Genomic DNA, 23,414 nt, shown 5'->3' on the forward strand with positions numbered 1-23,414 from the left:
AAAATTCATATTTACTTACATTACTTTTTTTATATTCTTCTACTAGCTCTTTCCATTTTTCATTACTTATTCTTTTTTTCTAATAGCATCATTAGCCTCTATTTTTTTAGGCTTTTGTTCTACCACTTATTTTTATTCTTGCCTAGATGCCCTTATTTTAGCGCTTACATATATATAAGCATAAATTTATTTAATTCTCTCACCAAATTTTTACTTAAATTCTCCTAATTATCTGCACTTTTAAAAAATAACAAAAAGAAAAATAACTTATTATACCTATGATAACTTCAAAAAATAATAATAAAAATTTATTATGCAAATCTAAAATATTTGTAAAAATGCAAATTACAAAAATCATAATAATAGCTGCCAATAAATACTTAATAGCTTCTTTATAGATATATTTTTGTAATCTAAAATTTAATATTTTATATGATAAAATCATTAGCATTAATATATGTATCCATCCTGCTATAACATTTGCTATAGCAACACCTAGATACTGAAAATGATCCATCAAAGCAATACTAATTAAAATATTACTCAATATGCTAATGATAGCTATAATCACTGGTATTTTTGTATTTAATTTAGCATAAAATTTTGTTTGAAATAGCTTTATTAAGATAAATGCAGGCAAACCTAAAATTAAAATTTTTAATGTGCCCGCTGTATTAATCGTACTTATATTTGAAAATTCACCTCTTTCAAACAATGTTGCAATTATTTCTTCTGATAAAAAAAATAATCCAAATACAGAAGGTATTGTAAACATCATCACTAAGTTTATTGCATTATTTTGGAGATTATTAGTTGCATCTAAATCAGTTAATTTTATTTTTTTTGATAGCATTGGAAGTAAAACAGTGCCAATCGCAGTACCAATTAAAGCAAGTGGAAGTTGCACTACTCTATCAGCAAAATATATATATGATAAACCACCTGGGAAGAAAGAAAGTATAATCATACTAACCCATGTATTTACATGAGTCACTCCTGATGAAATAATAACAGGTACAATATTTTTTAAAATCTTTGTAATTTTATTATCAAATTCAATTTTAAAAAATCTTAACTTATATCCATTTTTAAAAATAAAATATACCATCCAAAGCAACTCTAACAAACCACCTACTAATGTGGCTATTGATAAACTATGTGCTGTTGTTTCTAAATTATCTAAAAAAATTAACATACAGATAATAACAATATTTAATATTGCTGGAGCAAAAGCAAATGGGAAAAACTTTTCAAAACTATTCAAAATTCCACCATAAAAAGCTGCCATTGAGATGCAAAACAAATATGGGAAAGTTATTCGTCCAAATAACACTGTTATATTAAATATTTCAAAATCATCTCTAAAACCTGGTGTTGAATACCAAATTATTTCCGGCATAAATATTATAACTAGCACACAAAACGATAACAAAATAAGTATTAATAATGAATGAACTTTTGAGGCAAATTCCAATGCCTTAATGCTTCCTTTATCTTTTAATTCTTTAGAAAATGCTGGTACAAAAACTAAATTAAGAGCCCCTTCTGCAAAAATATTTCTAAACATATTTGCCAATCTAAAGGCTGCAACAAATGCGTCATTTAATAAACTAGTGCCAAGTTTTGCAGCAATGACCATATCTCTGATATATCCAAATATTCTGGAAATAAACGTACAAACACTAACAACTAAAGTAGATTTAATAAATTTCATCATATTTTAAATGATGGATTTTATAATTTCATCATGTACCTTATTAATTTTTGACTTATCTTTTCCTTCAACAAGAATCCTAATTAATTTTTCAGTACCAGATTTTCTAACAACTATTTTTAAATTCGCATTATACTTAATTATATTATTTATACTTTTATTTACCTCTTCCTTATTAAGCGGATTCTGATTTTTAAATTTAATATTAGATTTTATTTGGGGATTAAGTTTAAAAATATTTGCTATATCACTCAATTTTTTACCATTCTTTATCATAATTGCTAATATTTGAAGTGCTGATATAATACCATCTCCAGTATTAGAATAATCAGAAAAAATAATATGACCGGATTCTTCTCCACCAAAATTTAATCCATTCTTAACCATTAATTCATGAACCTTAATATCCCCGACCTCTGAATAAATTGTTTTTACTTTAATACTCTGCAAATATTCTTCTAAAGCTAAATTAGTTACTTTAGTAACAACTACAGCATCTCCCTTTAATTTATTACTGATCTTTAAATACTGGGCTATCATTGCAATTATATACTCTCCAGGAATAATATTTCCATTTTCATCACATATCACAATTCTATCTGAATCACCATCAAGAGCTATTCCAATATCTGATTTAGTCTCTACAACTTTTTTACATAAATTTTCAGGATGCATTGATCCACAATTATCATTAATATTAAATCCATTAGGATCACAGGATAATTTTATCACTTCAGCACCTAGCTCCCATAATATAGTTGGAGCTAAATTATATGCACTACCATTAGCACAATCTAAAACAATCTTAATATCTGATAGTGTAGAATTTTTAGGAAATGCTTTCTTAACAAATTCTATATATCTACCTGGTGCATCATCCAACCGCTTTGCTCTTCCCAATTTAGAAGGTTCCGCTAGTCCATCTACTAATTTCTCACTAAATACTATTTTTTCAATTTTTTCTCTAGATAACAAATCTAATTTATATCCATCTTTATTAAATAACTTAAATCCATTGTCATGATATAGATTATGTGATGCTGTTATCATTATTCCAAAATCAGCTCTAAGGGATTTTATTAAAATTGGGACTGATGGAGTAGGCATAGGTCCAACTAAGATGACATCAGCTCCAGTTGATATCAAGCCTGACGTAATAGCAGGCTCAATCATATATCCTGATAACCTAGTATCCTTCGCAATAACAACCCTTCTACTTACATTTTTTGCATCAATAGAGATACCTATTGCTGTACCAATTTTCAATGCCATATCAGCAGTTACTGGAAAGCTATTTACTGTCCCTCTTATACCATCTGTTCCAAAGATTGATTTCATATTTAGATATTAATTTATTTATTTTTAGATCTTGAAAAATTAAATCTGAATAAAATTACATCACCATCATTAACAATATAGTCTTTGCCTTCTTGTCTTAATTTCCCAGACTCCTTCGCTCCCTGTTCTCCACTATATTTAATATAATCATTATATGATACTGTTTCAGCACAAATAAAACCTACTTCAAAATCTGTATGAATTATTCCAGCAGCTTTTTGAGCTAATATACCTTTTTTAAAAGTCCATGCTCTTGTTTCTTGAGGGCCAGCAGTAAAATATGTTTGAAGACCAAGAACCTCATATCCTGTTTTAATAACTTTATCTAAACCACTTTCCTCTAACCCTAATGCCTTTAAAAATTCTTTTTGTTCAAGCTCATTATCAAGATTAGAAATTTCCTCTTCTATTTTTGCTGATATATTAATACTTGCAGAATTCTGGCTTAAAGCTTTTTCATCAATTAATTTAGAAAATTTATTTCCCTTGAGTACAGATTCTTCATCAACATTACATATATAAAAGAATGGCTTAGAAGTTAATAAATTTAATTCCTTAATAAGCTCTTCATTAGAATCATTAACAATGCTTTTAGCAGGTTTTCCAACATTAAGTACTTTAAGAATTTGATTTATTAAAAGTACTTTTTTAGCTAAATTTTTATCCTGTTTAGCTTTTTTTTCTATAGTGATGAATTGCTTATTTAAACTTTCTATATCTGCTAAAATTAATTCCGTTTCTATAATTTCAGTATCTCTAATTGGATCTGTATTACCTTCAACATGAGTAATATCATTATTATCAAAACATCTTACCATATAAACAATTGCATCTACATTCCTAATATGAGATAAAAATTTATTTCCTAATCCTTCACCTTTGCTTGCACCTTTAACAATACCAGCTATATCAACAAATTCTATTTGGGTAGGTATAATTTTTTTTGAATTAACAATATTAGATAAATTTACTAACCTATTATCTGGAACAGAAACAATACCATTATTTGGCTCAATAGTACAAAATGGATAATTCTCTGCACTTGCCTTCTGAGTACTAGTTAAAGCGTTAAATAAAGTTGATTTACCAATATTAGGCAAACCAACAATTCCACATTTAAATCCCATTTACAAGATCCTTATCTTAAATGCCACTTTTTTAAAAGCAAATCAATTTGCACATTATTATTAAGATTTTCAATTGCTTGATTAACCTTTTCAGTAAGACTAGAGCCTTTCTTTAAACCAATGACATAACTAGATTCTTCTTCATCAATATATACGTTATCTTCAATAGCATTAGATTTTAAACCTACTATATTTTTCACAAAACTAGAAGCTTGAGCATCCTCCACAATTAAAGCATCAATTTCACCAAGTTTAAGTTTTTCTATTAAAATAAAATTAGAACCCAATGATATAATTTTTAAAGATTTATCAACTGAGTCATTATAGTTATTAACAAAATTCTCCATAGTACTACCTGTTTGAACGCCTACTTTAGCATCATTTGGTAAATCTTCCAAAGAACTAAAATCCTGGTCATTTTTAGCAATTATAGCAAAAGCACTTGCATAATATGGCTCTGAAAAATCAATATTCTCAGATCTATCAGAATTTCTTGAAATACTAGAAATGATCAAATCAACCTCTCCAGAATTCAATGACGGAATTAAAGATGAAAATTCCATTTCCCTAATTTTTACCTCCTTATGCATTGTTTTAGCAATCTCATTTATCAAATCTATATCAAAACCTACAATCTTACCATCTTTAGTAAACTCAAATGGTGGATAATCAGGACTGACACCAACGACTAAATTGTTATTATTGATACTAATATCATCATCATTCGCTTTAAATAAAAAAAATAATGCAAGCACTATTATAACTGCTAAAACACTAAAAAGAGTCGTTTTAAAAGAATTAGACATATTTATAACTCAACATTTTTTGATTCTTTTACCCCTATATTATATTATAAAATTTTTTTAATACAACTTATAAAATTTTCTTATTAACTATCATTATTTAATTATACTCTTTTATAATACTATTATGCTTAAACTTATTATTAAACCAAGTATATTGTCTTTTAGCATAATTCCTAGTTAATCTTTGAACTTTCAATATCATTTCATCATAAGAAATTTGATTCAAATTATATTGATGTATAGTTGAGAGGCCAATAATTTTTGGTAATTCATCAATTTTATATGTTTTTATTAGCGTTTTAACTTCATTTACTACACCACAATCAAGCATTCTTAAAAATCTAGTATTGATATTTTTATATAATATTTCTCTATTTGGACATATATATATATTAGTAAAATCATCTTTTTCAAAAAATAATTTATTAGATTTTTGCCACTCTAAAATAGAAATACCTGTTTCAAAAAACACTTCTAACCCTCTTAAAATTCTTACTCTATCATTAATACTTAGTCTTTCAGACAATTTTTTATCATAATTACTTAGCAGCTCATGCAACTCAAAATTTGATATTTTTTTAGTAAGTGACAACACCTTTTCATTTGTTTTTTTAGTTATCTCAGGTATATCTGCTATTCCATTTATCAAACAAGAAAAGTACAATCCTGTACCTCCTACTAATATAGGATTTAATCCTTGAGCTAAAGAACTATTAATCTCTTTAACAACAATTTCAAGCCATTCGAATACAGAAAATTTTCTATTTGGATTTATAATTCCATAAAACTTATGTTTAGCTAAATTTAACTCTTCTTCACTTGGTTGCGATGTTAAAATAGGTATTTGATTATATATTTGCTGTGAATCTGCATTTATAATTATTCCGCCTATATCTTTAGCTAAGGAAATTGCAAATTTACTTTTATATGCTGCAGTTGGACCATATATGCAAATTATTTTACCTTTATAAGCGAATTCAAACACTTATAACAACTCCATCATATTGTTTTCATTAGGATAACTAGCAATCTTTATATCCTTCCATTTTAATTGCGAGATATGTTGAGCACATTTCTTACTAATACAAATAGCAACTTTATTATCTGTAAAAAATTTATATTTTTTAAATAAACTAAAAAATATTTCTGCAGTTCTTGAAGAGTAAAACATAATAATTCCAACATCATTGTTTATTATTTCAATTTGATTTTTTGTTAATGACTTTACCGCTTCAGACTTATAAATAACATGTGAAATAACATTATCATATCCATAATATTTTAACTCTTCTTTTAAATCACAAGACAAATGGTCTCCACAAATATATAAAATATTAGAGGTTTTATCTATTGTTTTACAAATAGAATTTATTAAACTTAATACATCTTTTTCACATAAAAATACTTTTTTACAATCCAGTTGCATTAATAAATTTTTTGTCATATCTCCTACTGTTAAAATAATTTTATTTTTCATCCAAGAATTTTTTTGAAAAAAAACAACAGCATTTTGACTAGTTAGAATGATATATTGAAAATTATCATCGATAATCTTTTTATTAATATATTTGATGTTAATTAATGGTATTATATCAGGTTTTTCACCTAAATTTACTATTTTATCTCTAGAATTTAAAGCCAAATTATAAGGCCTAGTCAACAATATTTTCATAACTCTGTTTTTTTAAAAAACCATAAAATGCCCCGTCACCACCGTGTTTTTTATGAGCATAATCAATATATAATAAATTTGCTTGCATTTCCCAAGTTTGAATCCAATCAAAAAAGTTCTTTTTAATTATCGACACTTTATTTGGAGAATTTACTCCTTTACCAGTAATAATCAATAATTTTCTATATCCTTGACTTATAGAATCATTTAAAAAATTAATTAGCTTGTTATAAGCATTATTAGTCGAACAACCATGTAAATCTAATTCAGCATCAACTATAATTATACCTTTAGCTATATTTGATCTTAATTTTCTATTTAAATTGCTTTGATCTCCAAATTTTATAACATTAATTTTTTTAGAATTTTGAGTTAAATTAAAATTATATTTATTCTGAGTTAATTTTTTGACCTCAAACCTCTTATTAAAAGAATCTTGAGTATCTAAATTTGTTTTTAAATCTATTTTTTTAATATTTTTTATTTCTTTTTGCCATATAGTTAAGTCACTATTACTAAAAATATACTTTTCATCATCCATATTTTATGTATTTTTTTTAATTTTGTGTAATTATATACTATCAAGTTTATAATATAAAAAATTTTTATGATAGAAAATCTTAATATTGGCTGCCTATATGATAAAAAATCTGAAAAAGCTGAAACAGCATTTCATGAATTAAGACAACTATATAATTTAAGAGAACTTGATCTTAAAAAAATTGATAACTTCGACATTGTAATAACTCTTGGAGGCGATGGAGAAATGTTAAGAGCACTTCATGCAACTAAAAACTTTAAGCCAAAAATATTTGGAATGAATCGTGGATCTATAGGATTTTTACTAAATGAATATCATACAAACAACCTTAATACACGAATCAATCATGCACAAAGTGTAAAACTTTACCCACTTAAAATGATCGTCACTACAGATGATAATAAAGTAACACAAGCACATGCATTTAATGAAGTATCATTATTAAGAGAAACAAACCAAATAGCAAAAATTAGAATAATAATTGATGATATAATAAGAATGGATTCTCTTTATGCAGATGGAATTATTATCTCAACACCTGCAGGAAGCACTGCTTATAATTTTGCAGCATATGGACCTATCATACCTCTAAACGCAAATATTCTAGCACTTACACCAATAAGTCCATTCAGACCTAGAAGATGGAATGGAGCATTAATTCCATACAAAAGCACAATAAAGTTTGAAATTTTAGAATTCAAAAAAAGACCAGTAAGTGCAGTAGCTGATTCTAGTGAAACCAGAAACATTAAATCAGTAGAGGTTTGTATAGATTTTAGTATTGAGAAAACAATATTATTTGATAAGGGTGAAAATTTGCAAGAAAAAGTTTTTAAAGAGCAATTTTATAAAGATAAAATCTACTAAATTTATATAGCATTCTTAATATATTTTAAATCAATTGAATAAATATTATTTTCACTATTTGATAAAATATTCACTCTATCATTAATAAATTTAATCACTTCTTTATCTATTAGATCTTTTAAATCTATTTTCAATTTATTTGAACATATAATTCTTATAATACCAATAGCAGCTCTTCTTAAAGCATACGGATCTTTTGAACCAGTGGGCTTAATATTAATAGCAAACATTGAATTTAAAGTAACAATTTTATCTGCTAATGCCATCACTATACTTAAACGAGAATTTGGCACAGGATCGCTTGGACCTTGAGGTAGATAATGATCCTTTATAGCATTTGCAACATCTTGCAATTCTTCGTCATTTAAAGCATAATAATAACCTGCAATACCTTGCAATTCAGGCAATTCATTTACTATTTCCGTTACTAAATCTGATTTAATTAATAATGATACGCGATTAATATTCTCTTTATCATTAATTTGTAATTTATCAGCAAGTTTTAAAGCAATTTTTTTAACATCACTTATTTTATCATAATAACTACCTATTTCATGATGAAAAGTGACTTTCTTTAATTTATCAAACTTATCTATAAGTTTAGTTTTAGAATCTTGATTATAAAAATACTCAGCATCTGCTAATCTTGACCTTAAAACCTTTTCATTACCATTAATAACTGTTTTTAAATTATAATTTGTCATTCCATTTGAAACAATTATAAAGTAAGGTGCTAAATTACCATTATTATCTTCAGTCATTAAATACTTTTGATGAAATTTCAACATGGATACCAAAATTTCCTTAGGTAATTTCATAAACCTTTTTTCAATTTTACCAATTGCAACATAAGGCGATTCAACTAAATTAGATACCTCCTTTAATAAATTATTATCTTCAATCAACGATATATTAAATTGTTTACAAAGCGCTTTTGCTTGATCCATTATAATTTTTAATCTCTTGTCCTGAAATATACAAACTTTTATCTCTTCAAACTTCTCCTTATAATCTTCAAATGACTCTACAATTATAAATTTATCTTTAATCTTAATCTTATTACTTGCTATAATATGTCCAAATTTGATTGGTAATACTGTCTTGTCAAATATACAAATCATTGAGTGAATTGGCCTAATCCATCTAATATCATAATCACCCCACCTCATTGATTTAGGCCAATTAAAAGATGTAATAATATCTTCTATAAGCGATTTTAATATACCTTTAGAATCTTTTGTTACAAACTTTTCTTTGAAAAAATAGTACTCTCCTTTTTGAATGAGTTTAGATACATCAGCTATTTTATACTTACTTAAAAACCCTTGAATTGCTTTGTCTGTTGCATTGATTTTAGGTCCCCTTATTTCAACATCACTTCCACAAAGTACATCTGGAATTTCTGATATATATATTCCTATTCTTTTTGGTGTAAAAAAATATTCTCCACTGAGATTAATTTGAAATATCTTGTTTAATTTTTTAATAAATAAATCATAAATTTTAGAAGCACCAAATTCTTGCATTTCACTAGGCATTTCTTCAGAATAAATTTCAAAAAATAAATTTGGCATAATTTAATTACATCCTTTTAATAAATTATTAAATACGTTAAGAACTCTTTTATGCATATCCACATTATGAACTCTGATTAAATCAATTTCATTAAAAGCTAAATAAAGTGAAGCTGCAAGAGTTTCTATGTCTCTTTCTATAGGCTCACAATTAGTAATAGATTCAAAAAATGATTTTCTTGAATGCCCGATACAAATTTTGATGTCAAAATTTTTCAATTCTTTAACATCTCTTAATAACTGAATTGTCTGCTTTGTATCAGTTACAAAGCCTATACCTGGATCAATTATAAGTCGCTCTTTTTCAATACCAAATCTTTTGCATTCTTCAATTTTATTATCAACCCATTCATATATTTCATCAATTGATTTAACTCTTATTGCCTTATCAGCAGGCAAAATAAGACTATGCATACATATATAATTTAAATCTGAATTTGACGCAACCAATTCTAATACTCTAGGATCTTTTCCACCACTTACATCGTTAATATAAATAGCTCCTTTTTTCACTGCATATTGCATAGTTTTATAATGATAAGTATCTATACTGATATTTTTCAAATTAATTTTATTCAACAATGGAGTTAGTTTTCTTAATTCATCATCTTCAGAAATTAAAGGAGCATTATATGAGGTAGAACTAGCACCAATATCAACTATATCAGCCCCTTCTCTAAATAATTCATCTACTCTGTCAATTGCTCTCTTAAGATCAGAATAATTTCCACCATCTGAAAAAGAATTATCATTATAATTTAAAATCCCTATAATCTTTGTCATATTTGCATTATATACATGAAAACTTTATTGAATTTTAACACTTTTTCTTTATTATTTCTTCTTTTTTGTTTTACACATAAAATATTAAATTGATTTTTTCAAGTGATCATTAAATGAATTTAATATTTTAGAACATGCATTTTTAAAAAATGGACTTAATATCTTTTCTAAAAATATAGACTTTAATAAAAATTTAATATCAAAATTAATATTCGTAGTTTTTTCATTAATTTTTTTCAATTTCCATTTTGACTCAAGAAATTTAAAAGGACCTTTTACCATTTTTGTCCTCACAATAGCTTCTCCACTTTGATCTATTGCATTTTCAATATAAACCTCCGAAGTATATTTTAAGTTTATACCCTTAAAAGAAATTATAAGATCTGCAATTAAAAAATTCTCTTCAACAGAAATAATCCTTGCACCACTGCACCAAGGAATAAATTCTGGATACCTTTCAACATCAACAATTATACTGTAAATTTTATTGATCTCATAATTCACTGTTTTATTATTAGAATACTGAAACATATCTTAATTTATTTGTGTAATCTCATATTTATTTTTGTGCAAGATTACCCTATAGGCTAAAAAATGTCTTTTATTAAAAGAACTGTTTAAATTTACTCTTAATATCAATCTTTTAGTTTCTAGTGAATTAATTTTAAATTTATAATAATTATTATGCAAATTACTATAAACAAAATTATCAATTATTTTTTTATTTTCTACATTATATAGTTGTATTGCAACCTTTTCCATTAATATATTATTATTAAATTTTAGTAATAAATTAAAAATATTTTTTTCATTTGTTGGTTCAAACCTTATTTGAAAAAAATTATATAATTGACTATTATCTAATTCACTATTAACTTTCAAAGTATTATTAGAATATAGATTTTTTGCAATAAAAATAAACGCAATATCCGCTGATAAAAATATTGCAAAAAAAAGAAGTAGATAAAATTGGTACCTGTTAATCTTCACTCACCATACTAGTTTTAGACAAAAATTCCTTTAACCTTTTATTTTTAGGTTGAATAAAAAAATCTTTTGCATTATTTTCTTCAATAATTTTTCCATTTTCAAAGAAAATAATTTTATCTGATATACTTTCCGCAAACTTCATATGATGAGTAACTATTATACTAAGTAAACCCTTAGATTTAGATAAGTCTTTTATCACAGTTAACACTTCAGCTGTATTCTCAGGATCTAATGCTGAAGTTGGCTCATCATATAAAATAATTTTAGGTTTCATACATAGCGTCCTAGCTATTGCAACTCTCTGCTTTTGTCCACCTGAAATAGAATTGGGATACTTATTTTCAATAGAAATATCAAGGTTAACTTTTTTTAAAAGCTTGCGTGCATAATCAACCGCCTCTTCTTTTTTAATATTTAATACTTTTTGAGGAGAATATATAATATTATCAAGAATTGTCATATTATTAAAAAGATTAAAATTCTGAAAAATAAAACCTATTTTATTTTTCTTTATGTCACCATATCTTATTTCTCCCTGGTCAATTCCTTCTAAATTTGCTAAGCATTTTAAAAAAGTAGATTTGCCACTACCTGAGCACCCAATAATAGAGTATACCTCCCCATTTGCAAATGAATAAGAAATATCATCTAAAATTTTTGTATCTCCATATTTCTTTGTTAAATTAACTATTTTTATCATTTAAGCTTTTTTTCAACCATTATTCCAAATCTAGCAATAATATAAATTAACAAATAATAAATTATACCAGCAATACACAAAGGCGTTATAAAATCATATTTTTCAGCTGCTATAATTTGAGCCCTTCTCATTAAATCTGCTACACCTATTACACCTATTACTGCAGACTCCTTTATTAGATTTATTACTTCGTTTATAAGAGAAGGAAGTATAGATTTTAAAGCTTGAGGCAATATAATATCTAACATCATGGAGAAATAAGGAATAGATAGTGATTTAGCTGCTTCAACCTGTCCCTTATCTACTGAATCAATTCCTCCTCTAACTATTTCAGCTACATAAGCTGCAGAATTTATAGAAAGAGCTGCAATCCCTGCAACAAAAATTGGTATATTAATTTTCAGCAAACCTGGCAAAGCAAAATAGATAAAAAACAATTGCAGTAAAAATGGAGTCCCACGTATCACTGACGTGTACACTTTAACAACCAAAACCAATAAAGTATTATTTGTATATCTCAATATTGCAAGTAAAGAACCTAATATAATACCAAAAAATGCTGCCAAAATTGAATAAAATAATGTTGTAAATATACCTTGTGATATATATTTTACAGTCCCTAAAGTATCCAAAATTAATTTATGTTGTTGTGCTGAAATAAAATCTAATACATCCATTTATAATTAATCCTAAAATTACATATAAATTATTTCTGGATAATATTATTATCTAAATCATTAACTCCTTCTGATAAAAAAGAATTATAAATACTACTAACTTTATTAATTGAATAATCATTAATTTTAACCTTTTTGTCTTTGAGATTTACAATCTTAAAGTCATATTTCTTTGCATGAGAAGATTCTTCTGAAATTTGTTCTGCTGTTTTTAATATAGCATTTTTTTCTTTTTCTCTTATCTCTTTTAAAGCTAAAACCTTATTAATTCCAGAATCTATAACAAATTTATTATAAAAATTTGAATAAAAATCAACTAACCCTGAGAAATTATCAACCTTAAAATTTAAATCAAAAAATGGTAAAATATTAGTTTTATTAATTACCATATTTCCTGCTAAATCAAAATTAAACAAATCAGAATCAAATTTAAATTCATGACTTATCAACTTATACGTTGGCTTAACATTCTCTAAAATTACTCCATCAATTAATTCTAATTTTGAATCATCTTCAAAGTTAAATAACACATCTACATTCAAATTTGTACTATTAGCACCAATTTCTGCAAAGTAATTATAAAAATCTTCTTCAGAATTATTTTTGAAATATTTATTCTTATCAACCTCTAACTTTAATTTTATTCCCTTATGCTGAACAGAACTTAGGTTAATTAATTTGACAATAGTTTTATCAATTGAATAAATTTTTTCTTCAGAACCATCAGGATTGACTTTTTTAGCAACATGATTACTCGAATTATAACTAACAGATTTAAAATAATCTGTAAATATTTCCTCTAAATTGTTACTCAATAAAAGGTTATTACCCATATTTTTAAAATAACCTTTAAATACGAAATCAGCTCTAGGACTTTCAGAAAAAGTAGAAATATATTTACTCTCTCCACCTGAATCTTTAATAATTGTATTTATATTATCTGCAAAAATTATTGATAAAGTCTTATTAAATAAAGAGCTTTGAAAATTAATATAATCCAAACTTGATTGGTCACTTATACCATGTTTTTCTTGATAAAAACTTGGATTTAAAACTTTTCCACTTATATTCCAAAAAAACCATCCCTCATATATAAGTTTGTCATATGTAAATTTCAAACCTTTTTCAGATAATTTAACCGTGATTAATTGCAATTTATCATTAATATTTTGAACATGCAGATATCTAAAAACGAAATTAGATACTATAACTATAATTATAAATAAACCTGATAAAATAACTTTTTTCATACTAAACTCCTAATTCTTTGGTGTGCCCGAAAGGATTCGAACCCTTGACCTTTAGATCCGTAGTCTAACGCTCTGTCCAGCTGAGCTACGGGCACTCTTTCTTTTAAACTTATATTCTATTAACGAATAAAGTCAAAGAATATTATTAACGAATAAACTTAATTATAATCTTTCCAAATTGCTTTTGGAATACTTTTAATCACCTCTTTATGCAGAGTATCTTCTTTTTCTGTTAAATTAAATGATCTACTAGGAAAATTTTCTTTAATAGAATTATTTAAATTTTTAGATGCATCAGATCGAAATTTTAATTTAGTTTGTTCACCAAGGATTAACTCCACATATACCATTGCAAGCAACTCTGAATCAATTAAAGCTCCATGCTTATCTCTTTTATCTAAACTAATATTAAATCTCTTACATAGAGCATCTAAATTTGCTGGAGATCCTGGAAATTTTTTCCGTGCAATCATTAATGTATCAACAACATTACTAATTGATATTTTTGACATACCTATCATTTGAAACTCATTATTAATAAATCCTATATCAAATTTTGCATTGTGAATTACTAATATTGAATCTTTTATAAAGTCATAAAATTCTTTTGCAATATCTCTAAACAACGGCTTGTCTTTTAAAAAATCACTAGAAATACCATGAACATTATATGCACCCTTGCTTACGCCTCTTTCTGGATTAACATAAGTATGAAAATAGTTATTAGTTTTAACTTTATTAATTAATTCTATACAACCAATCTCTATTATTCTATCACCCTGTTTATAATCTAAGCCTGTAGACTCAGTGTCTAATATAACTTCTCTTAAATCTACCATAATGAATAATTTGTTTTAAGTATTTAAATAAATAATGTTTATTTTCATTATAAATTAAAAAATCTACCTTATTAATAACTTCTTCTTTATTATATTGATTTTCTAAAATATCAAAAAATCTTTTTCTATTCATATTCTTTCTATTTAAAGATCTCTTTAACATAGTTTTAGTTGAAGAATATAAATAAATAATTTTATCAAAATATTTTTCTCTATTTTTTTCAAACAAAAGTGGTATTTCAATAACAGCAGAACGAGATTTGTTCTTATTAATCATATTATATATTTCCTCAAGTCTTTTTTTTGTATAAGGAACAATCATTTCTTGTAAGCTTGCCATATCAGTTTTATTGTTAAAAACTATGTTACCCAAAATGCTTCTTGATATATTGCCATTAATAACACAATTAGGAAACTTTATACATATTTTTTCTTTTAAAGAAGTATTTTCATTCATTATTTTATGAACATAATTATCTAATGAAAAGGTTAAAAATCCACTTTTTTTAAATACCGCAAGAGCTAAACTTTTTCCTGATGCAATATTGCCAGTTAAACCTATGACATTACCATGCCTAGCTCCTAATTTACACTTCATTTTTGAGAAATATTGTTTAAAGCTAAAAACCACTCGTTACTTTTTTTACTTAATGATAAACCATTTAGTGATAATATTTCTTTAAAGCTTTGCACCGGAATAACATAATTTAATTCAATTTCCATTGTATCAACTGTTGATGTCAATATACGAAAACTTTTTAACTGCTTAATGTTACTTAATTTATTTTTAATAGCAGACCATAACGTAGGATTATATGAATTAACTTTAACCTTAGAAGTAAAAATAATGTTTTGATCAAACGATTTTATACCTTTTAATTCTGAATCAAATTTATCTAAAAGCTCATTTATAGATCTATTGAAGAAATTTTGATCACTCTCATTAAATTTTTTAGTAACTATTAAATACTTTAATTCATCTTCTTGAGGATTTAAAATTCTAATTGTCATTTCAATTTGTTGTTTATTTAACTCAGCAAACACAATTACTAAATTTTTAATGTTATAATCTTTTATTATATGATCAAATTTATAATAAGGCTCAAATAAAGTAGAATACTTGTTTTCCAAAGATACAGAAATATTATTTTTAAAAATGTTAAAATTTAACAATCCAAAATTTGCATCTAAATTTAGCCACTTCCACCTCCAATCTCTGTGAAGAAAAATTTCTTCATCATCAAATATCGGTATAAATAATATTTTTTCAGAATAACTTGTTCTATACCTTATTCCATATTTATTAAATAAATCCTTTACCTTTTGTGGCTCATATTCAATATCTACTGTCGCCATATATGAATGATTAGTCATTCTTTCTTTAATAGGGAAAACTTCTTTAGCAGTTTTAATAATCTCAGCCTCTTGAATAGTATATATTCTATTTTTAAAACTAGATGGAATCATTCGATAGGACAAATATTTGAAACCATTAACGATAGCCTTATCATTTGCAATATCTATTGAATCAGTGAGATTGCCTGCATCATAAAAAGTTTTAATATCTTTCACTATAAAAATATTTTTATTTTCTTGATTCTGCTCTGAATGAGCTACCATACAAAAAAATATAACTCCTAAAATTCCTAATAATAATTTTTTATTCATAATTTATTATTTACAGTGATATATTTAACAAGTTAAAATACTATCTGTACGATATTATATTTTAAAATTTAATTCATCAATAAATTTAAATGCTTTTTCAAGAAGATAGTATTATCAAAAAAGATCCAATAAAAAATAACACTCCATTCACAGTAACTGAAATATCATTAATTATAAAGCAATACATTGAAAGCTCATTTCAAAATATTGAAATTAAAGGTGAAGTATCTGGAATTAAAATTGCAAGTTCTGGACATATTTATTTTTCATTAAAAGATGAAAATGCAGTTTTAAATGCAATATGCTGGAGATATATTGCTACTAAGTTACCAATTCAATTAGAAGACGGCATGGAAATTATCTGCGAAGGCAACATTAGTACTTATCCAGGAAGGTCAAATTATCAAATAATAATAAAGAATATTAAATTAGCTGGTGAAGGTATACTGCTTGCAAAGCTTGAAGAAATAAGAAAAAAATTGACTATAGAAGGAATATTTGATGAAAAATATAAAAAACGATTACCAAAAATTCCACAAAAAATTGCTATTGTTACATCACTTCAGGGTGCCGTTATTCGAGATATTATACATAGATTAAAAGATAGATTTCCAATAAAAACCCTAGTATGGGATGTTATTGTTCAAGGTAATGAAGCTGCAGGATATATAGTAGAAGCAATTGAAGGTCTGAATAATTTACCAAAAAATATCTCTTCACCAGATATAATAATTGTGGCTAGAGGCGGAGGATCAATTGAAGATTTATGGCCTTTTAATGAAGAAATAGTTGTACGCGCTGTTTTTAATTCTACAATTCCAATAATATCAGCAATTGGTCATGAAACCGATACAACTTTAATTGATTTAGTAGCAGATAAAAGAGCTCCAACTCCAACAGCTGCAGCTGAATTAATTACACCAGATAAATCTCAAATTATTGATAAATTAAATAAATTTAAAATAACTTTAAATAATATTTTACCAAATCTTATAAATTATAAGTCAACACTTTTAAAAAGCCTATTAACAAATTTAAGTAGCACTACCAACTATTTTGAAAATTTAAGAAATAAGTTTAAAAATTTTAATGTATTACTAGATGTTAAGTTTAATTCTCTATATAAACTTTATAACTTGAAATTAACTTCTTTAAAATTATCTTCCTTAAATTTACATCGCTTAATAATTACTAACCAAGATAAATTAAGCAATTCAGTTTGGCGTATTAACGAACTCTACAAAAATAAATTAAATAAAATGTCTGATAATTTATTATCAAATAAAAAATTATTAATATCATATAACCATAAAAATATTTTAAAGCGTGGATTTTCTCTTATTAGAGACTATAAAAATAATAAATTAATTAAATCTTGTAATGAGTTAAAAAAAGATAAATTAATTAAAATTGAACTATATGATGGAATAATTCATGGCCAATTAAAAAGTGTTCAAAATAAAAAAAACAGAGCTTTATTAGAAGATAAAACTAAAATAAAAACTCAAAATAAATTACCTTTTTCACTTGAATAAATTATTTTTTAGATTTATGGTTTAAATTAGTTTTGAAAGTGGCTTGATGAAAAATATTATTGAATTATTAAATAAGTGTCTTTTTTACAGAATTAACAAATTAAGCTTTAGTAATATTATAGTTTGTTTATTGATCATGCTTACAATATTACCTATGAGCTATAGTACAGATAACAGTATATACACAACATTATCTAATCAAATCGCATTAAATGATGAGTTAAGTATAACAGCTAATAACATGTCTAATGCAAACACATCTGGTTTTAAAAGAGATATACAAATAATGTCAAGTTATACTTCTAAAGATAAAATTGATAATTTAAAAATGCCTGATGATATAGCATCAATACCTGACTTTACTGCAGGTAGCCTAAAACAAACTAATAATCCTTTTAATATTGCTATTAATGGAGACGGTTTTTTTATGATTGAAACTCAGAATGGCATATCTTATTCAAGAAATGGTAATTTTTTAATTAATAATGAGGGAATTTTAATTGACCAACAAGGTAATTATGTTTTATCTGATGGTGGTGACCAAATAGTAATACCGCTACAAAACTCCAATGTGTTTATTAATAAGAATGGTAATATATATTCATCAAATGAACTAATAGGAGTTATTGGTATATATAAACTTCTCTGATCTAAAATTTTTAAGAAAATCTGGTAATGGTTATTTTAATACAGCACTTGAACCAATTCCGTCTGAAAATTTTCAATTACTTCAAGGATTTTTAGAAGAATCTAATTCAAAGCCTATACTAGAAACTACAAAATTGATTGATTTACAAAAAAAATTTTCAATGAGTTCGAATTTAATTAGTGATGTATATACCATGCAAAGAAATTCATTTAGATTAATTAGTAAATAAACGGAGAGATATTATGTCTAACTTTAGAGCCTTAAATATTGCAGCTACAGGGATGTCAGCACAACAAAAAAGGGTAGATACTGCAGCAAATAACTTAGCTAACTCAAATACACCTGGATTTAAAAAAAGTATCGCTGAATTTAATGAACTTCCTTACCAAACTGAAAGAGCAGCTGGAACCGGTAATCAGACTGAGGGTGAATATTATTCTCAAGGCATTCAATATGGAACTGGTGTTGGTATAGGAGCAACATCAATAAATTTTGCTCCAGGAGATGGCATTGAACGATCTAAAGAAAGCTTAAGTCTTCAAATAATTGATAATACTGGAAATAACTTTTTTGTCATTAATCTTCCTAACGGAGAACAAGCATATACTAGAAATGGTCAATTTAAACTAGATAATGAGGGCAGAATAATTACAGCAAACGGGTATATTGTTGATCCTGAAGTCAACGTGTCACCAGATGCAAAAGATACAATTGTAATTACTGAAAAAGGAGAAATACTGGTTAAATTACTTGGTGATGAAAATACCGCTGATCCTAATGTATTAGGTAGAATTAATTTAGCTAAGTTTATCAATCCTCAAGGACTCGAACAAATAGGAAATTCATTATTTAAAGCTACAAATTCTTCTGGAGATCCCATTGAAGGCAATCCATTTGAAGGAGATTTTGCAGGCGTTAAAATTAAACAAGGTTATTTAGAATCATCAAATACAGATACGCTAACAACAATGACTGATTTAATAAAATCGCAACAGGTATATTCTATGAATTCCAAAGTAATACAAACGTCAGAAAAGATGCTAGATGATATAGTTAGGATAAAAAGCTAATAATTTTATAATACTTAAATGAAATATTTTTTTACTTATTTTTTAATTATATTTTTATCAATTCATAAATGTTGGTCTATTACATTTGATGAATTAAAAAATTTAGTTGTTTCTGAAATTCAAAAAAAAGTAAAATATCAAAATATTAAGATAAAAATTTCTACTCATAGTAACTTAATTAACAAAAATAATATAATTTTTAATAATTTAACAATTTCTGGTAAAGAAAAATTCATTGCATATGTATCTTTAAACAATAAACAATACAAATTGCATGGAGTATACTATAAATACTTAAGAGTGCCAGTAGCAAAAAACATGATAATACAAGGAAAAGTAATTGATGAAAATGATATTATGATGAATGATGTAAACACAAATTCATTAAAATCAAGTATAGTGATTGATAAGGATCAACTAATAGGAATGGTTACAAAAAGAAATATTAGCCAAAATGGAACGTTCAAATCAAATGATATAAAAAATTAACGGTAATAGCTAAGGGTGACTTAATAACATTACTCTTTCTAAGAAATAATTTAGAAATAAAAACAACTGGCACTGCTTTAGATTCTGGAGGAATAGGAAATATAATAAAAGTAAAAGTACATGATACAAATAAGATTGTAATAGGTAAAATAATAAATTCATCAATAGTAGAAATAAGAAAAAATGACTAATAAACTAAATAAACCAGTTAAATATATTTATTTTTTATTAATCATTATTATAACTTTTAACCTAACCGGATGTACATCAATGTTTAATCAACTTCAAAATGTTGGAAAGCCACAAAAAATAAATAAAGTTAACATTTACGATAAAAAAAATCTAGATGAGTATTATCCTAAGAGCACTCAAAACCAAGAAGAATCATCATCTAGCAATTCTCTTTGGACACCCAATTCTAAAACTTTCTTTTTTAGAGAAAGAAAAGCCAAAGATGTTGGAGATATTCTAAAAATCAAAATAGTAATAGAAGATAAAGCTAAATTAAATAACAAAACAACTAAAAAGAAAAAAAGTGATAAAGGTATGGGTCTACCTAATTTCTTTGGCTTAGAGAAACCTATTAAGGATAAAATACCTGCTAATCCAGGTAATTTAATTGGCCTAAATTCTAAATCTGATAGTTCTGGAGATGGAGAAATTGATAGAAAAGAAACAATTAAAACCAATATAGCTGCAACTATAATTAGGATATTACCAAATGGTAACTTTTTAATTAAAGGGTCTCAAGAAATACGTGTTAATTTTGAATTAAGAGAGATTACTGTTACCGGTATTGTAAGACCTGAAGATATTGGCAGTGATAATTCAGTTGATTTAGACCAAATTGCAGAAGCTAGAGTATCATATGGAGGAAGAGGACAAATAACTCAAATTCAGCAAGATCCTTATGGAAAACAAATTCTTGACATAATATCACCATTTTAAGTATTATTGTACTTAATTGTATATTCTTATGTAGTTGAAAGTCTTTTTAAAAATTCTATTATTGTTTGCTTTATTTGAATTTGCATTACTCAACATAAATGCAAATTCAAAACCTGTTGATATTACTCCATCAATTTTAAAATCCTCAAATTATGCAAGCATAGTAATAAACTCTAGAACTGGAAAAGTTCTTTTTTCTAAGAATGCTGATCAAAAAAGATATCCTGCTTCTCTTACAAAAATGATGACACTTTATTTAACATTTGATGCTTTAAAGAATAAAAACCTGTATCCACTCAAAAAACTTAAAGTGTCTAAATATGCTTCAGAACAACCAAAGAGTAACATTGATTTAAAAGCAGGCAATAAAATTACTGTACGAAAAGCAATCCATGCAATAATAGTAAAATCTGCTAATGATGCTGCAGTAGTACTCGGTGAATCAGTTGCTGGAAATAGAAAAAAATTTATAAATCTAATGAATAAAACAGCAAAAAAACTGGGCATGAATGACACCAGTTTTCAAAATGCTCATGGATTGCATCATGAAAAACAATATACGACTGCAAGAGATATGGCAAAATTAGCAATAGCACTTAAAAAAGATTTTCCAAAATATTATCATCTTTTTTCAATGACATCTTTTAAATATAGGGGAAAAGAAATACATGGTCATAACAGAGTATTGCAAAGATATGAATGGATAGACGGCTTAAAAACAGGATATATAAATGCATCAGGATTTAATCTTGCAACTTCAGCAAAAAAACCAGAAGGTAATTTAGTTGCAATTGTTATGGGCGGTCAAACTGCAAGAATTAGAGATGATCACATGGTTAATTTACTTGATAATGCATACGCAAGACTAAGTATTAGAGTAAAAGTTAAAAGTAAAAAAAGTTCTAAAACTCAATTACTTAATTCCAAAAAAGATGTTTTTCAATATGCTTCAACTGAATCACAAAAAATTACTAATACAACTGATAAACTATGTTGGGATGTTTTAGAAATCCATTAAATAATTCACATAATGAGCAACATTAGGTTATATATAGAAAGTCCAATTCTCCATTTAGTAGAAATTCCTTTGAATAAGCCCAATTTGAATTACTTATTAAATGTTATGAGAGTTAAAGATGAAGAAACTATTAAAGCATTTAATAGTTTTTCAGGAGAATGGATTTGTAAAGTCAAAATTAAAAACAAAAACCTAGCAACATTATTGCCCACAGAACAAATTAGTACTTCACAAAATAAAGCAAACGTAATCTTAGCTTTTTCACTTTTAAAGCGTCAAAATAATCACTTAGTTATTCAAAAAGCTACTGAACTAAATGTAAAAGAGATTTATCCTATTATCACTGATAGAACTATTGTTAAAAATACTAATTTAAATAAGCTTTCTTTAGTTGCAAAAGAAGCTGCAGAACAATGTGGAAGACTTGACATCCCCATAATTCATAATATATTAAATCTAGACATACTCCTCAAAGAAGTTAATATGAAAAACTTTGTTGTATGTAATAAAAATCAACATTCTATAAATATTTTAGACTTGAATAAAAAAATTGATTATACACAGGATACTTTAGTATTAATTGGTCCTGAGGGAGGATTTTCTACAAATGATATTAGTTTGTTAAAAAATACTAATGCAACTTTTGTCAATTTGGGAAATTATACACTACGTGCAGAAACAGCAATTATTACTTCAATATTTAGCATTCAAAATTTATATAACTACCAATAATGTCAAATCTAAAAATAAAGAAAATTTATATAAATAAATTTTTACTAGGTAAATTAGCCAATATTACAGTTTCACATGAAAAAATTAGATAAAAAAATCTTTTTAAAATCTCAATTATTAACAAAACTAGGAGTTGAACATGGATTTTTCACTAGAAATGGCGGTATTAGCTCTGATGAATATAAAAGTTTAAAGTAAGCGCTAAAATAAGGGCATCTAGGCAAGAATAAAAATAAGTGGTAGAACAAAAGCCTAAAAAAATAGAGGCTAATGATGCTATTAGAAAAAAAGAAAAAAAGAATAAGTAATGAAAAATGGAAAGAGCTAGTAGAAGAATATAAAAAAAGTAATGTAAGTAAATATGAATTTTGTAAGCAAAAGAATGTGCCGAGAAGTACATTTTATAAATGGCACAGAATTCTTGTAG

Annotated in this window: 27 protein-coding genes, 1 tRNA gene and 1 pseudogene; 11 read left to right on the forward strand and 18 right to left on the reverse strand. The window is 25.8% G+C overall.

Translation table 11 applies throughout. The annotated features are described in order from the left end of the window. Positions 1–214: 214 nt before the first annotated feature. From murJ to EIC27_RS00745, 7 genes are all read right to left on the reverse strand, one after another. Positions 215–1,717 carry a murein biosynthesis integral membrane protein MurJ gene (gene murJ, locus EIC27_RS00715; protein WP_126044249.1) on the reverse strand — a complete coding sequence of 501 codons (1,503 nt, stop codon included), beginning with the start codon at positions 1,715–1,717 and terminating at the stop codon, positions 215–217. Between the two features lie 3 nt (positions 1,718–1,720). Then, positions 1,721–3,052, reverse strand: a complete 1,332-nt coding sequence (gene glmM / locus EIC27_RS00720) for a phosphoglucosamine mutase (RefSeq protein WP_126044250.1) — start codon at positions 3,050–3,052, stop codon at positions 1,721–1,723. Between the two features lie 14 nt (positions 3,053–3,066). After that, entirely contained in the window at positions 3,067–4,179 is a 1,113-nt protein-coding gene (gene ychF / locus EIC27_RS00725) for a redox-regulated ATPase YchF (protein ID WP_126044251.1), read from the reverse strand. Between the two features lie 11 nt (positions 4,180–4,190). Continuing rightward, positions 4,191–4,985 (reverse strand): ABC transporter substrate-binding protein, encoded by a 795-nt coding sequence (locus EIC27_RS00730; RefSeq protein WP_126044252.1) that lies wholly within the window; start codon positions 4,983–4,985, stop codon positions 4,191–4,193. A gap of 97 nt (positions 4,986–5,082) precedes the next feature. Beyond that, entirely contained in the window at positions 5,083–5,970 is an 888-nt protein-coding gene (gene miaA, locus EIC27_RS00735; RefSeq protein WP_126044253.1) for a tRNA (adenosine(37)-N6)-dimethylallyltransferase MiaA, read from the reverse strand. Next, positions 5,971–6,657 carry a uroporphyrinogen-III synthase gene (locus EIC27_RS00740; RefSeq protein ID WP_126044254.1) on the reverse strand — a complete coding sequence of 229 codons (687 nt, stop codon included), beginning with the start codon at positions 6,655–6,657 and terminating at the stop codon, positions 5,971–5,973. It abuts the gene before it with no gap. Continuing rightward, a complete protein-coding gene (locus EIC27_RS00745; RefSeq protein ID WP_126044255.1) occupies positions 6,638–7,198 on the reverse strand; it encodes a Smr/MutS family protein in 561 nt (186 codons plus the stop codon). Before EIC27_RS00745 ends, EIC27_RS00740 begins: the two co-directional genes overlap by 20 nt. A 66-nt stretch (positions 7,199–7,264) precedes the next feature. Between EIC27_RS00745 and EIC27_RS00750 the strand changes: the two genes are divergently transcribed. After that, complete coding sequence (locus EIC27_RS00750) at positions 7,265–8,065, forward strand: NAD kinase (RefSeq protein ID WP_126044256.1); 801 nt, start codon at positions 7,265–7,267, stop codon at positions 8,063–8,065. A gap of 2 nt (positions 8,066–8,067) precedes the next feature. Here the strand turns inward: EIC27_RS00750 and glyS are convergent, their stop codons facing one another. From glyS to EIC27_RS00805, 11 genes are all read right to left on the reverse strand, one after another. After that, entirely contained in the window at positions 8,068–9,639 is a 1,572-nt protein-coding gene (glyS, locus tag EIC27_RS00755; RefSeq protein WP_126044257.1) for a glycine--tRNA ligase subunit beta, read from the reverse strand. A 3-nt stretch (positions 9,640–9,642) separates the two neighbouring features. Beyond that, positions 9,643–10,422, reverse strand: coding sequence for a dihydropteroate synthase (gene folP, locus EIC27_RS00760; protein WP_126044258.1), 780 nt, complete (start codon positions 10,420–10,422; stop codon positions 9,643–9,645). Positions 10,423–10,506: 84 nt separating this feature from the next. Then, entirely contained in the window at positions 10,507–10,953 is a 447-nt protein-coding gene (locus EIC27_RS00765; protein ID WP_126044259.1) for a type II toxin-antitoxin system RatA family toxin, read from the reverse strand. A 3-nt stretch (positions 10,954–10,956) separates the two neighbouring features. Next, positions 10,957–11,304 carry a hypothetical protein gene (locus EIC27_RS00770; RefSeq protein ID WP_126044260.1) on the reverse strand — a complete coding sequence of 116 codons (348 nt, stop codon included), beginning with the start codon at positions 11,302–11,304 and terminating at the stop codon, positions 10,957–10,959. A gap of 97 nt (positions 11,305–11,401) precedes the next feature. Further along, complete coding sequence (locus EIC27_RS00775) at positions 11,402–12,112, reverse strand: amino acid ABC transporter ATP-binding protein (protein WP_126044261.1); 711 nt, start codon at positions 12,110–12,112, stop codon at positions 11,402–11,404. After that, on the reverse strand, positions 12,109–12,789 hold the full coding sequence (locus EIC27_RS00780) for an amino acid ABC transporter permease (RefSeq protein ID WP_126044262.1): 681 nt from the start codon (positions 12,787–12,789) through the stop codon (positions 12,109–12,111). The genes EIC27_RS00775 and EIC27_RS00780 overlap by 4 nt, the downstream gene beginning before the upstream one ends. A 29-nt stretch (positions 12,790–12,818) precedes the next feature. Beyond that, entirely contained in the window at positions 12,819–14,039 is a 1,221-nt protein-coding gene (locus EIC27_RS00785; RefSeq protein WP_126044263.1) for a hypothetical protein, read from the reverse strand. 18 nt (positions 14,040–14,057) lie between these two features. After that, positions 14,058–14,134 (reverse strand) — tRNA-Arg (locus tag EIC27_RS00790). A gap of 63 nt (positions 14,135–14,197) precedes the next feature. Next, positions 14,198–14,878, reverse strand: coding sequence for a DNA polymerase III subunit epsilon (gene dnaQ, locus EIC27_RS00795; RefSeq protein WP_154511183.1), 681 nt, complete (start codon positions 14,876–14,878; stop codon positions 14,198–14,200). After that, the gene (gene coaE / locus EIC27_RS00800; RefSeq protein WP_126044265.1) at positions 14,844–15,476 is read right to left on the reverse strand and encodes a dephospho-CoA kinase; all 633 of its coding nucleotides are present in this window, start codon (positions 15,474–15,476) and stop codon (positions 14,844–14,846) included. The genes dnaQ and coaE overlap by 35 nt, the downstream gene beginning before the upstream one ends. After that, positions 15,473–16,546, reverse strand: coding sequence for a hypothetical protein (locus EIC27_RS00805; RefSeq protein WP_126044266.1), 1,074 nt, complete (start codon positions 16,544–16,546; stop codon positions 15,473–15,475). Before EIC27_RS00805 ends, coaE begins: the two co-directional genes overlap by 4 nt. Before the next feature lie 89 nt (positions 16,547–16,635). On the opposite strand from EIC27_RS00805, the gene xseA reads away from it, so the two are divergent. The 10 genes and pseudogenes from xseA to tnpA all read left to right on the forward strand — a co-directional run. After that, complete coding sequence (gene xseA / locus EIC27_RS00810; RefSeq protein ID WP_126044267.1) at positions 16,636–18,081, forward strand: exodeoxyribonuclease VII large subunit; 1,446 nt, start codon at positions 16,636–16,638, stop codon at positions 18,079–18,081. Between the two features lie 46 nt (positions 18,082–18,127). After that, positions 18,128–18,730 carry a flagellar hook-basal body complex protein gene (locus EIC27_RS00815; RefSeq protein WP_126044268.1) on the forward strand — a complete coding sequence of 201 codons (603 nt, stop codon included), beginning with the start codon at positions 18,128–18,130 and terminating at the stop codon, positions 18,728–18,730. Continuing rightward, complete coding sequence (locus EIC27_RS00820; RefSeq protein WP_126044269.1) at positions 18,708–18,959, forward strand: flagellar basal body rod C-terminal domain-containing protein; 252 nt, start codon at positions 18,708–18,710, stop codon at positions 18,957–18,959. The genes EIC27_RS00815 and EIC27_RS00820 overlap by 23 nt, the downstream gene beginning before the upstream one ends. A 13-nt stretch (positions 18,960–18,972) precedes the next feature. Next, the gene (gene flgG / locus EIC27_RS00825) at positions 18,973–19,800 is read left to right on the forward strand and encodes a flagellar basal-body rod protein FlgG (RefSeq protein WP_126044270.1); all 828 of its coding nucleotides are present in this window, start codon (positions 18,973–18,975) and stop codon (positions 19,798–19,800) included. An 18-nt stretch (positions 19,801–19,818) separates the two neighbouring features. Beyond that, positions 19,819–20,480: pseudogene (gene flgA / locus EIC27_RS00830) on the forward strand (flagellar basal body P-ring formation chaperone FlgA). Next, on the forward strand, positions 20,473–21,237 hold the full coding sequence (gene flgH, locus EIC27_RS00840) for a flagellar basal body L-ring protein FlgH (protein ID WP_126044272.1): 765 nt from the start codon (positions 20,473–20,475) through the stop codon (positions 21,235–21,237). Before flgA ends, flgH begins: the two are co-directional and overlap by 8 nt. Before the next feature lie 61 nt (positions 21,238–21,298). After that, complete coding sequence (locus EIC27_RS00845) at positions 21,299–22,255, forward strand: D-alanyl-D-alanine carboxypeptidase family protein (RefSeq protein ID WP_162298285.1); 957 nt, start codon at positions 21,299–21,301, stop codon at positions 22,253–22,255. Between the two features lie 12 nt (positions 22,256–22,267). Then, positions 22,268–22,987, forward strand: a complete 720-nt coding sequence (locus tag EIC27_RS00850; RefSeq protein ID WP_126044274.1) for an RsmE family RNA methyltransferase — start codon at positions 22,268–22,270, stop codon at positions 22,985–22,987. Positions 22,988–23,062: 75 nt separating this feature from the next. Then, on the forward strand, positions 23,063–23,185 hold the full coding sequence (locus EIC27_RS07830; protein WP_276310314.1) for a hypothetical protein: 123 nt from the start codon (positions 23,063–23,065) through the stop codon (positions 23,183–23,185). 75 nt (positions 23,186–23,260) lie between these two features. Then, positions 23,261–23,414 (forward strand): IS66 family insertion sequence element accessory protein TnpA (gene tnpA / locus EIC27_RS08035; protein WP_410519450.1); only part of this gene is annotated, 154 nt, incomplete at its 3' end.

It is taken from the genome of Candidatus Aquarickettsia rohweri (assembly GCF_003953955.1).
Classification (GTDB): Bacteria; Pseudomonadota; Alphaproteobacteria; order Rickettsiales; family Midichloriaceae; genus Aquirickettsia; species Aquirickettsia rohweri.